A 14,438-nucleotide genomic window follows, 5' to 3' on the forward strand; every position below is an offset into this window, starting at 1 on the left:
GTGGGCCTTTGTCATTCAGATTGGAACCGTCGGGCAGGGCGCGATCACGCTGCGCGATCACGGGCCTGCTGACGCAGATCTTCAAGGATGCTGGCGATACGATTGCGCATCTCGCCAACTTTTTCCGATGCAGCCCGCGACGTGGTCAGAACTTCGCCCGACAACTGGCCGGTGCGACCGGTTTCATTGGCGACCTCGGTGATCGATGCCGATACCGCACGGGTACGATCGGCAGCACCACGAACGTTGCGGCTGATCTCGTCGGTGGCGGCACCCTGTTCCTCAACCGCAGCGGAAATCGTCGTGGCAATCTGATTAAGATTATCAATGATTGTCCCGATTTCACCGATTGCGGTCACGGACTCACCGGTGGCCTTCTGAATACCGGAAATCTGACCTGCAATTTCTTCGGTCGCCTTTTCGGTCTGGTTGGCAAGGTTTTTGACCTCGGCGGCAACCACGGCAAAGCCCTTGCCGGCATCACCGGCACGGGCGGCCTCGATCGTCGCATTCAGTGCCAGCAGGTTGGTCTGTTCGGCGATGTCGGTGATCAGGGCGATCACTTCGCCAATGCGGCCGGCCGATTGTGACAGGCTGACAACCAGCTCGTTGGTGTGCTGGGCCCGCTGGGCGGCTTCGTTGGAAATACGGGTGGTTTCCGCCATCTGACGGTTGATTTCCGCATTCGAACTTGAAAGCTGCTCGGTCGCGGCGGCAACGGTTTCGACATTGCCGGTGGCTTCCTGTGCCGATGTCGACACATCTTCGCTCTGGCTTGAAACCAGTTCGGCACTTTCGGTCATCTGACCGGAAACACCCTGAAGCTGTTCGCCAAGGGCTGCGATTTCGTTCACTGCGGTTTCCACTTCCCCCTGAAGGGTATCGGCAAGGCCAAGCAGTTCATCACGAAGGGCCTCGTTGCGTTCACGGTTAAGGCGCTCTTCCTCGGCCTGCATGTCGCGGACCTTGATGGCGTTTTCCTTGAACACGTCAACCGCGCGACCCATGGCGCTGATTTCGTCATTGCCCTTGGACGGGACATCAACCGCAAGATCCCCGGCTGCCAGTGCAACCATGGTTTTCTGCAAGCCGGCCAGACGGCGCAGAAGGTTGCCCCGCACATAGAATACAAAGATCAAAAGCGGTAAAAGAACCGCCAGCGCGCCGACCGCATACATCACATAGGTGCTCTGGATGCTCAGCGTGTTGGCCGCACCGGCAGAACGGTCAACACCGGTCTGCAAGGCCTCGACCAATGCATTCACACCACTTTCCATGGTGGTTGCGTAATCGGCGCTTTCAATAACAACTTCACCCTGTTCCTTGATCAGTTGCAGTTCGGCCAGACGCAATGCCGGAATGCTCTGATCTCCGACGGCAAGCGTTTTGATGTCGCCCATCAGGTCGGAATAATATGTTTGAAGTTTCTTGTTTTCGAGATTCTTGATCAGGGTCTCGATGGTGCCGATCGCCCCGTTGACCTGCACGCCGATGATTTTCAGGCGGGTTTCATCCGTGCTTGATGCCGCGGCCAGAATTGTGTTGGCCATATCACCGCCAAGTTTCGACAGCTCAAGAATCGGTGCACGTTCGGCAATCGTCTGATCAAGCTTGACCAGAAGCTCGGTGCCCTGGGTTTTCTGATCCAGCGTCAGGAAAGAACCGCTTTTGCGGATGTCTTCAACCTGGGTGCCGATGTTGGAAATCTGGTTCTGCGACATTGCCAGCAATGGCTTGAGCATCGAACCAAACCGGTTATTGAGCTGCTGAAACTTATCAAGACTTTCTGCCAGCTTGTTGGCGGCTTCAAAACGGCGAAGCGTGGTGTCGTGCAGTTTCTCAAGATTATCGGCAAGGTTTTTGCCGTTGGTTTCAATATGAGACAGCGATGCGGGCGGCAGGCCGGACTGCGACAGCTGTTCAAGTTTCTCGCGCAGACTGTCAAGCAGCATGTCCAGTTCGATCTTGACGACCTGTTCTTCTTCCGGGGACGTGGCGGCAACGATGCGCGGTGCGGATGCGACAACCTTTACACTATCGGTGGCCAACTGCTGGGCGGTGAACATTGGTGGCAGCTGGGCATGGGTGATTTCGTCAAGCTGGCTGCCAAATTTGTTGAATGAAAAGACCGAAACAGTCGCGGCAAGCACAGCGATCAGACCGACAAGAAAGAACGCACCGGCAAGCTTTTCACGGACACCAAGTCCCGATGTTTTTGTTTTACTGGATGGCGACGGGGAGCTGCCGCGCTTGAATTTAAGTCCCATAGTTCATGATACCCCATAGACGAATGAGTCCCGTGCCGACACACGTGCTGTGTCGACCTGCTTATTGTGGGTCTCTCAGATGTAGCTTCCCTGGATATGTCACTTTAAGGGTAGGGCCGGTCTGCCAGGTTGTGGGGCGGCTTGATCGGAAAAAGCGACTTTTCTGTTATAGTTAAAGCCCATATAGCACATTGCACGCAAACTAAGCATGAGTTTTTATGCTTAAACAGACGTATAGGTTGTGCGGTTTTGCTACGGGTTTTTACGGGCGTTTCTGCCGAATTTTCGATAAATCGGATGCCCGGTCACAGGGGCAAAATGAAAAAGGGCCCGCCGGATGGCGGACCCTTTCAGTCAGGATGGTGTCGATTCTTCGATCAGGAAGCAGCCCGATCATGCGCCTGTTTGCGCAAGTCATCGAGAATGCCGTTGATCCGCGACCGAAGGTTTTCAACTTTTTCCGATGCGTTCTGGGCTGTGGCCAGAACCTGGCTGGACAGTTCGCCGGTTTTACCGGTTTCACTGGCAACCTCGGTGATTGACGCCGATACCGAACGGGTACGGTCCGCAGCACCGCGCACGTTGCGGGTGATTTCATCGGTTGCGGCACCCTGTTCTTCGACCGCGGCCGAAATAGTGGTGGCGATTTCATTGATGTTTTCAATGATGCGGCCAATGTCACCAATCGCGTTAACAGACTCACCGGTGGCTTTCTGGATACCCGCAATCTGACCCGAGATTTCCTCGGTCGCTTTTTCAGTCTGGTTGGCAAGGTTTTTGACCTCGGCGGCAACCACGGCAAAGCCTTTGCCGGCATCACCGGCACGGGCGGCCTCGATGGTCGCGTTAAGTGCCAGAAGGTTGGTCTGCTCGGCGATGTCGGTGATCAGGGCGATCACTTCGCCGATGCGATCAGCTGACTGCGACAGGCTGACAACCAGTTCGTTGGTTTGCTGTGCACGGGTCGATGCTTCGCTCGAAATGCGGGTTGATTCCGCCATCTGACGGTTGATTTCCGCATTCGATGCCGAAAGCTGCTCGGTTGCGGCTGCAACGGTTTCGACATTGCCGGTGGCTTCCTGTGCGGAATTGGCAACATCTTCGGTCTGACCCGACACCAGTTCGGCGCTCGATGTCATCTGACCGGAAACACCCTGAAGCTGATCACCAAGGGCGGCGATCTCGTTCACGGCACTTTCAACTTCGTTCTGCAGCGTATCGGCAAGACCCAGAAGCTCGTCACGAAGGGCTTCGTTACGTTCACGGTTAAGGCGCTCTTCCTCGGCTTGCATTTCGCGAACCTTAAGGGCGTTGTCCTTAAAGACTTCAACCGCACGGCCCATGGCGCTGATTTCGTCATTGCCCTTGGCCGGGACATCAACGTCAAGATTGCCATCCGCCAGCTGAACCATGGTTTTCTGAAGGCCGCCAAGACGACGCAGAACGTTGCCGCGGACATACAGAACATAGATCAGAAGCGAAATGATGATCGCGATTGCGGCAACTGCGGCAAGGGCGGTCAGGCCCTGCTTTTCAACAATACCGGCTTCGGCGGCGGCTTCTGCCACTTCCTGATTCAGACCGGCAACCAGTTCGGCAACGCTTGCACGCATCGCATTGGCATATTCGCCACTCTGCACAACCAGTGCCTGGCTTTGTTCGCTGGCTTCAAGTTCGCGTTTGCGAAGATCCGGAAGGCTGCCTTCGCCGACCGAAAGCTTCTGCATCTTGTCAATCAGATCGACATAAAATGCCTTCAGACGGTCATTGCCGATGGCATCAAGCTGGCTCAGCGCGTCGCTATAGGTGCCGCGAATACGCACCGGAATGATCGAAAGACGCACCGCCTGGGTTTCCGTGGTGCTCGAAATGATCATGTTCGACGCAGACGATCCAAGACGCTCAATGTCAAGGATCGGGGTGCGGGTCTCGATGGCAGAAGAATATTTCTGGAAGACTTCAAGAATTTCTTCCTTGTCGGTGCTGAATTTCTTTGCCGGGTCATCTTTAAGCGATGCGGCGAACTGGCCACCCTGGGAAATATCGTTCTGCGTATAGGACAGAACCGGTTTCAGGGTATCTGCATACCGTTTGGACAGGTTCTGGAATTCTGTAAGTTTTTCAGCTTTTTCGTTGGCAATCTGGAAACGTTCCTGCGTTACCGCATGAAGCTTTTCAAGGTTGTCCTGCAAAAGACCGCGATTGTCATTGATGCTTGCAATGACCTCGGGCATGAAGCCGGTGGCTTCGATTTCGTTGATTTTCGAAACCAGCGCCTGAAGACGGATAGCAAGTTCGTCATTGATCGCGTTTTCTTCATCCGTGTTGGCGGATGCAACGATACGCGGTGCAATGGCGACAATTTCTGCGCTTTCGGTTGCCAAGGCCTGTGCCGCAGCAATAGGCGGAAGCTTTTCTTCCGTGATGGTCGTAAGAGCATCACCGAATTTGTTGAAGGATACAGCGCCGACAACAGCGGAAATAACCGCCATCAATCCAACCAGAGCAAATGAAATCAGTAACTTGCTTTGGACCCCGAATTTAGTTCCCATTCTATCTAACCTTTGTTTCCTGACTGTTCCCGTATGGCTTCTGTGTCCATTCGGGTTGTTTCGGCCGCCTGAAAAGAAAATGGTCTTTTCAACCAGGCCGGCATCTTGGACCCCGGAGAGTGTTCTTCTTTAGTTTAATAAGTTACATTCGTATTATTAATGAAAGAATATCTTTGCGACTGCAACATCTAACCAAACCGAAGCTGTAAAATGCAAGAAAATTGCCACCTGGATTGGTGGTGTGATCGGCGGTCCGGGGCGGTTCGTTCCCGGTGATCTTGGCAGCGATACCAAGCATCGCTGGACCTTGGCAGGTAAACAGGCTATAGGAGCGGTCGAAATTTTCGTTCGTACCTGCTGCAAACGACACAAAGCATTGTCTTGCAGATGTCCGGACGGGCTGGTCTGACAGGGAACTCCCGCATGACCGGCGTGGTATCACCCGATACCGTTCCACATCGAGTTCAATGAATACAGGTTTTAGGTTATGGCCGGCCATTCCCAATTTAAGAACATTATGCACCGCAAAGGTGCCCAGGATAAAAAACGCGCCAAGATCTTCACCAAGCTTGCCCGCGAAATCACGGTTGCGGCAAAAATCAGCGAAGACATTGACAGCAACCCGCGTCTGCGTGCTGCGATCGCGGCGGCCCGCGGCCAGAACATGCCCAAGGACAACATCGAACGCGCCATCAAAAAGGCGACCGGTGCAGGCGAGGGCGACAATTACGAAGAAGTCCGCTACGAAGGTTATGGCACCGCTGGTGTTGCCGTCATCGTCGAAGCCCTGACTGATAACCGTAACCGTACTGCGTCCGAAGTGCGTGCTGCCTTTGCAAAAAGCGGTGGCAACCTTGGCGAAACCGGTTCGGTCGGCTTTATGTTCAACCGTCTTGGTGAAATCGTCTATCCGGCGGATGCCGCTGATGCTGACGAAATCTTCGAAGCGGCCCTCGAAGCCGGTGCGGCAAACGTTGAGTCTGATGAAAACAGCCACATTGTTGATACCGAACTTGAAGACCTGAACGCTGTTCGCGAAGCGCTGACCGAAAAGTTTGGCGATCCGGAAAGTGCGAAAATGGTCTTCCGTGCCGTGACCGAGGCCGAAATCAATGTCGAACAGGCCCAGAGCATCATGAAGCTTGTTGATGTTCTCGAAGACAATGATGACGTCCAGAACGTCTGGACCAACGTTGCCTGGACCGACGAAATCGTCGCTGGTCTCGATAACTAGACTTGTTTAAAAACCACTCCCCCGAATATGGTTGCAAACGCCATCATGTTCGGGGGCGGTTTGATGCCCGCCCTTCATGTTTGAATGGCGGGTGTTTTGTATCTGGCTTCCGGGAAATGGGGTGACATAGTGGTCCGCGTACTTGGAATTGACCCCGGTCTGCAACGCACGGGCTGGGGGGTGATCGACCTTCAGGACAACCGGATGCGCCATGTCGCCAACGGCATCGTCACATCCACCCAGTCGTTAAGCCTTGCCGAACGCCTTGATCAGCTTCATTCCGGCCTGATCGAGGTGATCCAGACCTGGGACCCGGACGAGGCCGCGGTCGAAGAAACCTTTGTCAACAAGAACCCGGTATCCACCCTTAAACTCGGTCAGGCACGCGGTGTTGCCTTGCTCGCACCGGCGCGCAATGGCATTCCGGTAACGGAATATACACCCAATGCCGTCAAAAAGACTGTTGTCGGTGCCGGTCACGCCGCGAAGCAACAGGTCGAAATGATGGTTTCGACCCTGCTTCCGGGATGTGAAATTGCCGGGGCAGATGCGGCCGATGCGCTTGCGGTGGCGATCTGTCACGCGCAACATGCCGGGAACCGGTCGCTTGCGGCAAGCATGGCGGCCAAACCAACAGGAAACGGGAGACGATACAGGTGATCGCGAAACTGCGCGGAATTGTCGATTTCATTGGCGAAGACAGCGTCATCATTGATGTGAATGGCGTTGGCTATCTTGTGTTTGCTTCGCGCCGCACGCTTTCCATGTTGCCGCCAAAGGGCGGGGATGCCGGTTTGATGATCGAAACCCACGTTCGCGAAGATCACATTCACTTGTATGGCTTTGCCGATAACGCCGAAAAACAGTGGTTTTCGTTGCTGACCACCGTACAGGGGGTGGGGGCCAAGGTCGCACTTGCCCTGTTGTCGGTGCTGAGCCCGACCGATCTTTTGCGCGCCCTTGCCGCCCAGGATACGACGGCATTGTGCCGCGCACCTGGCATCGGGCCCAAGGTCGCAACCCGCATTGTCGGTGAACTCAAAGACAAGGCCGCAAAGCTTAATCTTGGTCCGGTGGCCGCACCGGCAAGCCCGGCCGCGGAACCCGCCAAGCCGGAATCCAAGGCAAAGAAAACCGCAAAATCCAAAACAGATGTGAAAATCGACACAGCCCCGGCCGAACCGGTTGTGGATGATAGTGTCGTAATGGCGGATGCCGTATCGGCACTGGTCAATCTTGGTTATGGCCGGTCCGAAGCTTTCGGTGCGGTGGGCAAGGCCGCCCAGCAGGCCGGCGATGACAAGACAATCGATACCCTGATCCGTCTGGGACTGAAGGAGCTTAGCGCGTGAGCGAAGAAGAAGACCGTCTGCTCAGTGGTGAGCGTCGCGAAGAAGACCATCAGGAAGGATCGCTGCGTCCGCGCCGGCTCGATGATTTCACCGGCCAGAAAGAAGTGCGCGAAAACCTTGATGTCTTCATTCAGGCGGCCCGTGCGCGTGAAGAGGCCATGGACCATGTCCTGTTCTTTGGTCCGCCCGGACTTGGCAAAACCACGTTGTCGCAAATTGTTGCCAGTGAACTTGGCGTCGGTTTCCGCGCAACGTCCGGTCCGGTCATTGCCAAGGCGGGCGACCTTGCCGCTCTTTTGACGAACCTTCAGCCGCGCGATGTTCTGTTCATTGACGAAATTCACCGTTTGAACCCGGCGGTTGAGGAAATCCTCTATCCGGCAATGGAAGATTTCCAGCTTGATCTGATCATCGGCGAAGGGCCGGCAGCCCGTTCGGTGCGTATCGATTTGCCGCCCTTTACCCTGGTTGGTGCGACCACGCGTTCGGGGCTTTTGACCACGCCGCTGCGTGATCGTTTCGGCATTCCGCTGCGTCTGCGGTTCTATGAGCCCGAAGAACTGGTTTCGATTGTATCGCGCGGTGCGCGGTTGTTGAATTTCGACATGACCGAAGAAGGTGCGATGGAAATTGCACGCCGGTCGCGCGGTACGCCCCGTATTGCCGGGCGTTTGTTGCGACGTGTGCGTGACTTTGCCGCCGTGGCTGAAAAGTCGCCGGTTGATAAATTTATTGCCGATGCGGCGCTGACCCGGCTTGAGGTCGATAACCTTGGTCTGGACAGTCAGGACCGTCGCTATCTTAATTGTATTGCCGGAAATTACGGTGGTGGACCGGTCGGGGTTGATACCCTTGCTGCGGCCCTGTCGGAAGAACGCGACACCATCGAAGACGTGATCGAACCATATTTGCTTCAGCAGGGCCTGATCCAGCGCACCCCGCGCGGGCGCATGCTGGGCATCAAGGGGTTCCAGCATCTTGGTCTGACGCCGCCGCGTGAAGCGGGCGGGATGCCGATGTCCGATCTTTTTGACAGTCAGGGTAATGGATCATCAAGGAGCGATTCCTGATGGGACAGGACACGCATGATGCCCTGTTGGGCTACATGGACGGCAAACGTCACATTTATCCTTTAGTCGTATTTTATGAAGATACCGATGCCGGCGGAATCGTGTATCACGCCAACTATCTTGCATTTGCGGAACGTGCGCGTTCAGCGATGCTTAACCTGTTGGGCTTTACCAATCGAAATGTTGCAGAACGCCACAAAGTTGCCATAGCCGTTCGACACTGTACGCTCGATTTTCGTCGCGCCGCCCAGTTGGAAGACCGCCTGACGGTGGAAACCAGGGTGATTAAGCTAGGGGGCGCATCACTCGGGTATGAACAAAAGATCATGCGCGGCGAAGAAGAACTTGTGGTGATCGAGATTTATCTCGCCTGCATGTCGTTGGAAGAACTCCGGGCACAAAGACTGCCCGAAGAATTAAGAACAGTATTTAGTCGATATCTGGATGTGAACAAGGACTAACGGGAATATGGAAAATCAAGTGGTCGACGCGGTAACGCTGGGGCAGTCGGTCATGGCGCATGACATGTCTCTGTGGGGACTGTTCATGCAGGCTGGACTGGTCGTCAAAACGGTGATGATCGGACTGTTGCTGGCATCTGTCTGGGTATGGGCGATTGTCATCGAAAAGCTGATGCGCCTGCGCAAACTGCGCGCGCAAGCCAGCACATTCGAAGAAGCATTCTGGTCGGGCGGTTCGCTTGAAGACCTGTATGACCGGATTGCGGACAAGCCGCGGGATCCGATGTCGGCAATCTTTGTTTCGGCAATGCGCGAATGGCGTCGTTCGAATGCGCGCGGTGTTCATGGTGATACCATGCGCGCCCGTTTGCAGCAGCGCCTTGAAAAATCCATGGAAATCACGCTGGGTCGTGAAATGGATCGCGTCGAACGTTACATGACCTTCCTGGCATCAGTCGGCTCGACCGCACCGTTTGTCGGTCTGTTCGGTACTGTCTGGGGGATCATGGTGTCCTTCCAGTCGATCGCCGCATCCAAAAACACCTCGCTTGCGGTTGTCGCACCGGGGATCGCCGAAGCCCTGTTTGCAACCGCGATGGGTCTTGTCGCCGCAATTCCGGCCGTGGTTGCCTATAACAAGATTTCCAGTGATCTCAATCGCTACAGCAACCGTCTTGAAGCCTTCGTGGACGAGTTCAGCTCGATCCTCTCGCGCCAACTTGACGATACGAGAGACTGATTATGGGCGCTCAACTCGCATCCCGATCTGGTGGAGGACGCCGTCGCGGACGTCGGAGCAACCGACGCGCAGCGATGAGCGACATCAACGTCACGCCGATGGTGGACGTCATGCTGGTGCTGCTGGTGATCTTCATGGTCGCAGCCCCCCTGATGACGGTTGGTGTCGAAGTCGATCTGCCCGAAACCAGTGCCGCCCCGATGACCGGGCAGGACGAGCCGCTTGTCGTCTCGGTTTCGCGTGAAGGCACCATCTATATTATGGATAGTGAAATCGCGCAGGACACCCTGACCGAAAAGCTCGCGGCCATTACCGATAACAAGGCCGACACCCGCATCTTTGTGCGCGGTGACAAGGCCATTGATTACGGCCGGGTGATGGAAGTTATGGGGCTGATCAAGGATGCCGGCTTTACCAAGGTCGCCCTGATCGCCGAATTGCCCAACAAGGGTTCGTAACAGACTATGCTGCGTTACGCTCTCATATCGCTTGGTTTGCATATTGCGCTGTTTCTGATTGCGTGGTTGGGCTTGCCTGACCTGTTTGATGAAACGCCGCTGGAATTGCAGTCCATTTCGGTCGAAGTCGTGACAGTGGACGAGTTTTCCGCTGCCCCGACCAAGGCATTGCCAAAGCCCGAACCGAAAAAGGAACCAAAACCGGCACCCAAGCCCGAGCCGAAACCAAAGCCCGAGCCAAAGCCTGAGCCGAAACCGGAACCAAAGCCCGAACCGAAACCCGAGCCCAAACCGGAACCGAAGCCAGAGCCAAAGCCCGAGCCGAAGCCCGAACCAAAACCGGCGCCAAAGCCGGAACCGGTGCCCACGCCCGAGGTTAAAAAGCAGCCTGAACCCAAACCGGAACCACAGCCGACCGAACTGGCTGCGGTAAAGCCCGACAGCAAGCCACAGCCGCCCAAACCCGAGCCGGTCAAAAAGCCGGAACCGAAAAAGGAAGAACCCAAGAAGGAAGAGCCGAAAAAGCGCGACCTGATGAGTGTTCTCAAGGATGTGAGCAAGCTTAAGGAAACGGCACAGGCAACCCCGGAGCCGCAACCTGATCAGGTGCCCGAAGAAAACGCCAGCGAGGTCGTGGCAACCAGACTGGATGCGAATCTGACCATGAGCGAGCTTGATGCCGTAAAGCGCCAGATTGAAAAATGCTGGAGCCCGCCGGCCGGTGCCAAGGAAGCCGGGAGCTTTGCTGTTGAAATTCACGTCAGCGCAAACCCTGACGGAACCGTTCGACAGGCACGTATCAGTAATCTGAATGACATACAGGGCGATTCTTCTCGCCGTACGATTGCAGAAAGTGCTTTGCGAGCAGTGCTAAATCCGCAATGCAGTCCTCTAAAACTGCCGCTGGATAAATATGAAATGTGGCGCACATTCACGTTTAATTTCGACATGCGTGAAATGCTGGGCCTTTAATGATAAGTTCTTGAACACGCGTGGAAAATAGCGAGGCAGGATGACGATCAAGACCAACGCAGGAAAACGATTTTGGGTAAGAAGCAGTGTCGCGACACTGTGTGCCCTTGCCGTTGTCGCTGGCCTGAATGTCGGTTTCATGTCGCCGGCAAAGGCGGAACTCCGGATTGACATCACCCGGGGTGAACTCAAGCCAATGCCAATTGCCGTCACCCGCTTCCCGGGTGAAGGCGTTGCCGAAACCGAGATCGGCCAGAACCTGACACAGGTGATTGCTGCCGACCTCGAACGTTCGGGGCTGTTTGCACCGATCAATGAAAAGGCATTCATCCAGAGTGCCGCATCATTGGCGGTCAATCCGAACTTCGCCGAATGGCGCGCCATCAGTGCCCAGGCACTGGTCAATGGTCGCGTTGTTACGGAACCAAACGGATTGCTTCGTGTCGAATTCCGTCTTTGGGATGTGCTGGCAGAAACCCAGATGTCTGGTGTTGCCTACCGTACACAGCCCAATAACTGGCGCCGTATTGCGCACAAGATCGCTGACGAGATCTATAAGCGCATTACCGGCGAAACCGGATATTTCGACACCAGAATTGTGTATGTGTCTGAATCAGGCCCGGCCGACAAACGTGTAAAACGTTTGGCGATCATGGATCAGGATGGTGCAAACCACCGGTTCCTGTCGGACGGTCGGTTCCTTGTGCTGAACCCGCGTTTCTCGCCGACAGCACAGGAAGTGGTCTATATGTCGTATTTCAACGACAAGCCACGCGTCTATGTTTTGGATATCGATACCGGCGAGTTGGAATTGCTGGGCGATTTTCCGGGGATGACTTTTGCGCCCCGATTCGCGCCAGACGGGAACTCGGTTGTCATGTCGCAAGCGCTTGACGGGAACAGTGAAATTTATGAACTGGACCTGCGCACGCGCGAAAAGCATCAGCTGACGCGTCATGCCGCCGTGGATACCTCGCCTTCCTATTCGCCTGACGGTTCGCGCATTGCGTTCAACTCTGATCGCAGTGGGTCACAACAAATTTACGTGATGAATGCAGATGGTGGTGGCGTTCAGCGTATCAGTTTTGGTGGGGGTCTTTACGCCACACCAGTCTGGTCGCCACGCGGAGACCTGATTGCATTCACCAAATCACAAGGAGGTAGGTTCTATATCGGTGTCATGCGGCCAGACGGCAGTGGTGAAAGGCTGCTGGCCGAAGGGTTCCTCGTAGAGGGACCAACATGGGCTCCGAACGGAAGAGTGTTGATGTATCACCGCCAGCACCCGTCCAGGGACGGGACCAAGGATCGCTATCGTCTGTATTCGATAGATCTCACAGGTTATAACGAGCGAGAGATCGTTACACCTGCGGATGGGTCGGATCCAGCATGGTCACCCTTGATTCCCTGATATCTCAAGAGTATAGTCATCGCGAAGCACTGAATGCGATTCGCTTTTATCGCGGGCATTTTCGGTGTCGCGAGACATGGAAAACACCAACCTCGGGCGAATGCGTCCGGTGTTAAGGGGAAAACTTAAATGAAACTTCGTATTCTCAGCGTTTTTGCTGCTGCCGCTCTTCTGGCTGCATGTGAAACTGCACCTGATAGCTCTGCGACCACTGGTGGCGAGGGTGTATCGACTGTAAACCAGCCGTCCACCAGCACGTCGCTGTCGGAAAGCAGCCCAGAGTGGTTCGCTGTTAACGTTGGTGACCGCGTCTTCTTCGGCTTCGATAAATACGATCTGGCTGGCGAAGCACGTCGCACCCTCGAACTGCAGGCCGCTTGGCTGAAAAAATACCCGCAGTACAAAGTTGTTGTTGAAGGTCATGCCGACGAGCGCGGCACCCGTGAATACAACCTTGCACTCGGCGAACGTCGCGCGAACTCGGTTAAAGATTACCTGATCGCTCTGGGTATCGACCCGTCGCGCGTTGAAACCATTTCTTATGGTAAAGAACGTCCGGTCGCTCTTGGCCATGACGAAGAAAGCTGGGCGAAAAACCGCCGCGCTGTATCGGTTATCCGCTAAGCGCGTGCAGGTGAAAGCCTGACTTGAATACCAAGGCGCCTGTCCCGTCCGGGGCAGGCGCCTTATTTTTGCCGCCTGAAAATGTTGAAAATGTCATCGTGTCCTGTTCATAGTGACGCAACAAAGACAGCATTGACGACAAAGGACCTGATAATGATCCGAGTTCGACCCACCACTGAATCGCACCTTGCTGCCTGTGCCGCGATCCGATCCGATCGGGCCAGTGCCACGGGTTCACGCGCAACAGGGGCCGCAACTTCGCGTAAAGGCCGCCGGATTCTTGTGGCTTTGGCCATGGGAACCGTGTTTGCCATGACGTCACTTGGATCAGGAACGGTCCACGCCCAGGACGCCAACATGTCCCGCCAGGTCGAACAACTGCGCAAGGATCTTGATCTTTTGCAGCGTTATGTCTACCGCGAAGGGACCGGTGGCGCAGGTGCGGCTGCCGGCGCTGCTGCATCTGGTGGCGACAGCGCCTCAACCCCGGCAGCAGCCCGCCAGCAGGTTCAGATCAATGAACTTCAGCGCAATGCGTCGCAACTGACCGGGCAACTCGAACAGTTCGATTTCCGTATTCGCAAGATGGAAGAACGTCTGGAACGTCTGGTTGCCGATATCGATTTCCGCCTTGGCCAGCTTGAAAATGGTGGTGCCATGTCCGGTGCGGCCCCGTCCGGTGCTGCGCCGCTGGCTGCGGGGGCTGCGGATGGTCCGACGCCAACCGGTGATGCGGTCGCATCAAGCGAATTGGGCGGATCGGCAAGTGGCGAACGTCTTAACGAACGCGGCACCAAGCTGTTTGGCGTGATCGAAAGCGAAGGTCAGCCGCCAAAAATTCCGTCCGGCCCGTCGGGCAATGTGTCTGCGGCATCGACCCAGTCCGCATCGGTATCGGCATCGACCGGCACCCCCGAAGAACAATATCGCGAAGCCTTTGGCCTGCTGCGCAAACAGGATTTCCCGGCTGCCGAAAAGGCTCTTAGCAGCTTTGTCGCCGAACATCCCAATGATCCGCTGGCGGGCAATGCACAATACTGGCTGGGCGAAACCTATTATGTGCGCGGACAGTATGAAAATGCCGCCATCGCCTTCACCGAAGGTTTCCAGACCTATCCCGACAGCACCAAGGCACCGGATAATCTTCTGAAACTCGGCATGTCGCTGGCCAATCTTGGCAAAAACGAAGATGCCTGCACCGCATTCGGCCATCTGATCGATAACTTCCCGAATGCATCGAATGTTGTCCTTGATCGCGCCCGTCAGGAACGCAAAAGCCGCGGTTGCGCGCAATAGGC

13 protein-coding genes are annotated in these 14,438 nt (G+C 55.5%); 11 read left to right on the plus strand and 2 right to left on the minus strand.

Annotated features, from left to right (window positions below; all coding sequences use genetic code 11):
- Window positions 1-44: 44 nt before the first annotated feature.
- Together WA429_RS10080 and WA429_RS10085 are read right to left on the minus strand one after the other, a co-directional pair.
- Complete coding sequence (locus WA429_RS10080; protein WP_068518122.1) at window positions 45-2,267, minus strand: methyl-accepting chemotaxis protein; 2,223 nt, start codon at window positions 2,265-2,267, stop codon at window positions 45-47.
- A gap of 377 nt (window positions 2,268-2,644) precedes the next feature.
- Window positions 2,645-4,819 (minus strand): HAMP domain-containing methyl-accepting chemotaxis protein, encoded by a 2,175-nt coding sequence (locus WA429_RS10085; protein WP_068518121.1) that lies wholly within the window; start codon window positions 4,817-4,819, stop codon window positions 2,645-2,647.
- Window positions 4,820-5,306: 487 nt separating this feature from the next.
- On the opposite strand from WA429_RS10085, the gene WA429_RS10090 reads away from it, so the two are divergent.
- The 11 genes from WA429_RS10090 (at window position 5,307) to ybgF (ending at window position 14,436) form a co-directional block, all read left to right on the plus strand.
- The gene (locus WA429_RS10090; RefSeq protein ID WP_287465938.1) at window positions 5,307-6,053 is read left to right on the plus strand and encodes a YebC/PmpR family DNA-binding transcriptional regulator; all 747 of its coding nucleotides are present in this window, start codon (window positions 5,307-5,309) and stop codon (window positions 6,051-6,053) included.
- 84 nt (window positions 6,054-6,137) lie between these two features.
- Window positions 6,138-6,713 carry a crossover junction endodeoxyribonuclease RuvC gene (ruvC, locus tag WA429_RS10095; protein WP_068518119.1) on the plus strand — a complete coding sequence of 192 codons (576 nt, stop codon included), beginning with the start codon at window positions 6,138-6,140 and terminating at the stop codon, window positions 6,711-6,713.
- A complete protein-coding gene (gene ruvA / locus WA429_RS10100) occupies window positions 6,710-7,405 on the plus strand; it encodes a Holliday junction branch migration protein RuvA (protein ID WP_287465939.1) in 696 nt (231 codons plus the stop codon). The genes ruvC and ruvA overlap by 4 nt, the downstream gene beginning before the upstream one ends.
- Complete coding sequence (ruvB, locus tag WA429_RS10105) at window positions 7,402-8,475, plus strand: Holliday junction branch migration DNA helicase RuvB (protein ID WP_068518117.1); 1,074 nt, start codon at window positions 7,402-7,404, stop codon at window positions 8,473-8,475. Before ruvA ends, ruvB begins: the two co-directional genes overlap by 4 nt.
- Complete coding sequence (locus tag WA429_RS10110) at window positions 8,475-8,936, plus strand: YbgC/FadM family acyl-CoA thioesterase (RefSeq protein WP_068518116.1); 462 nt, start codon at window positions 8,475-8,477, stop codon at window positions 8,934-8,936. The genes ruvB and WA429_RS10110 overlap by 1 nt, the downstream gene beginning before the upstream one ends.
- Before the next feature lie 7 nt (window positions 8,937-8,943).
- The gene (tolQ, locus tag WA429_RS10115; protein WP_068518115.1) at window positions 8,944-9,675 is read left to right on the plus strand and encodes a protein TolQ; all 732 of its coding nucleotides are present in this window, start codon (window positions 8,944-8,946) and stop codon (window positions 9,673-9,675) included.
- A 2-nt stretch (window positions 9,676-9,677) separates the two neighbouring features.
- Window positions 9,678-10,133 carry a protein TolR gene (tolR, locus tag WA429_RS10120; protein ID WP_068518114.1) on the plus strand — a complete coding sequence of 152 codons (456 nt, stop codon included), beginning with the start codon at window positions 9,678-9,680 and terminating at the stop codon, window positions 10,131-10,133.
- A gap of 6 nt (window positions 10,134-10,139) precedes the next feature.
- A complete protein-coding gene (locus WA429_RS10125) occupies window positions 10,140-11,105 on the plus strand; it encodes an energy transducer TonB (protein ID WP_114112604.1) in 966 nt (321 codons plus the stop codon).
- Window positions 11,106-11,145: 40 nt separating this feature from the next.
- Window positions 11,146-12,516, plus strand: a complete 1,371-nt coding sequence (tolB, locus tag WA429_RS10130; RefSeq protein ID WP_068518112.1) for a Tol-Pal system beta propeller repeat protein TolB — start codon at window positions 11,146-11,148, stop codon at window positions 12,514-12,516.
- A gap of 129 nt (window positions 12,517-12,645) precedes the next feature.
- The gene (gene pal / locus WA429_RS10135; RefSeq protein WP_068518111.1) at window positions 12,646-13,140 is read left to right on the plus strand and encodes a peptidoglycan-associated lipoprotein Pal; all 495 of its coding nucleotides are present in this window, start codon (window positions 12,646-12,648) and stop codon (window positions 13,138-13,140) included.
- A 294-nt stretch (window positions 13,141-13,434) separates the two neighbouring features.
- On the plus strand, window positions 13,435-14,436 hold the full coding sequence (gene ybgF / locus WA429_RS10140) for a tol-pal system protein YbgF (RefSeq protein WP_336107487.1): 1,002 nt from the start codon (window positions 13,435-13,437) through the stop codon (window positions 14,434-14,436).
- The last annotated feature ends 2 nt before the right edge of the window (window positions 14,437-14,438 follow it).

The sequence above is a fragment of the Thalassospira sp. CH_XMU1420-2 genome (assembly GCF_037029325.1).
Taxonomy (GTDB): domain Bacteria; phylum Pseudomonadota; class Alphaproteobacteria; order Rhodospirillales; family Thalassospiraceae; genus Thalassospira; species Thalassospira povalilytica.

Bases quoted from the DNA above. Each gene is read 5' to 3' on its own strand.
- tolQ (WP_068518115.1), top strand. From the start codon at position 8,944: ATGGAAAATCAAGTGGTCGACGCGGTAACGCTGGGGCAGTCGGTCATG.
- WA429_RS10080 (WP_068518122.1), bottom strand. From the start codon at position 2,267: ATGGGACTTAAATTCAAGCGCGGCAGCTCCCCGTCGCCATCCAGTAAA.
- tolR (WP_068518114.1), top strand. From the start codon at position 9,678: ATGGGCGCTCAACTCGCATCCCGATCTGGTGGAGGACGCCGTCGCGGA.
- WA429_RS10125 (WP_114112604.1), top strand. From the start codon at position 10,140: ATGCTGCGTTACGCTCTCATATCGCTTGGTTTGCATATTGCGCTGTTT.
- ruvC (WP_068518119.1), top strand. From the start codon at position 6,138: ATGGCGGGTGTTTTGTATCTGGCTTCCGGGAAATGGGGTGACATAGTG.
- tolB (WP_068518112.1), top strand. From the start codon at position 11,146: ATGACGATCAAGACCAACGCAGGAAAACGATTTTGGGTAAGAAGCAGT.
- ybgF (WP_336107487.1), top strand. From the start codon at position 13,435: ATGGGAACCGTGTTTGCCATGACGTCACTTGGATCAGGAACGGTCCAC.
- WA429_RS10110 (WP_068518116.1), top strand. From the start codon at position 8,475: ATGGGACAGGACACGCATGATGCCCTGTTGGGCTACATGGACGGCAAA.
- WA429_RS10090 (WP_287465938.1), top strand. From the start codon at position 5,307: ATGGCCGGCCATTCCCAATTTAAGAACATTATGCACCGCAAAGGTGCC.
- WA429_RS10085 (WP_068518121.1), bottom strand. From the start codon at position 4,819: ATGGGAACTAAATTCGGGGTCCAAAGCAAGTTACTGATTTCATTTGCT.
- pal (WP_068518111.1), top strand. From the start codon at position 12,646: ATGAAACTTCGTATTCTCAGCGTTTTTGCTGCTGCCGCTCTTCTGGCT.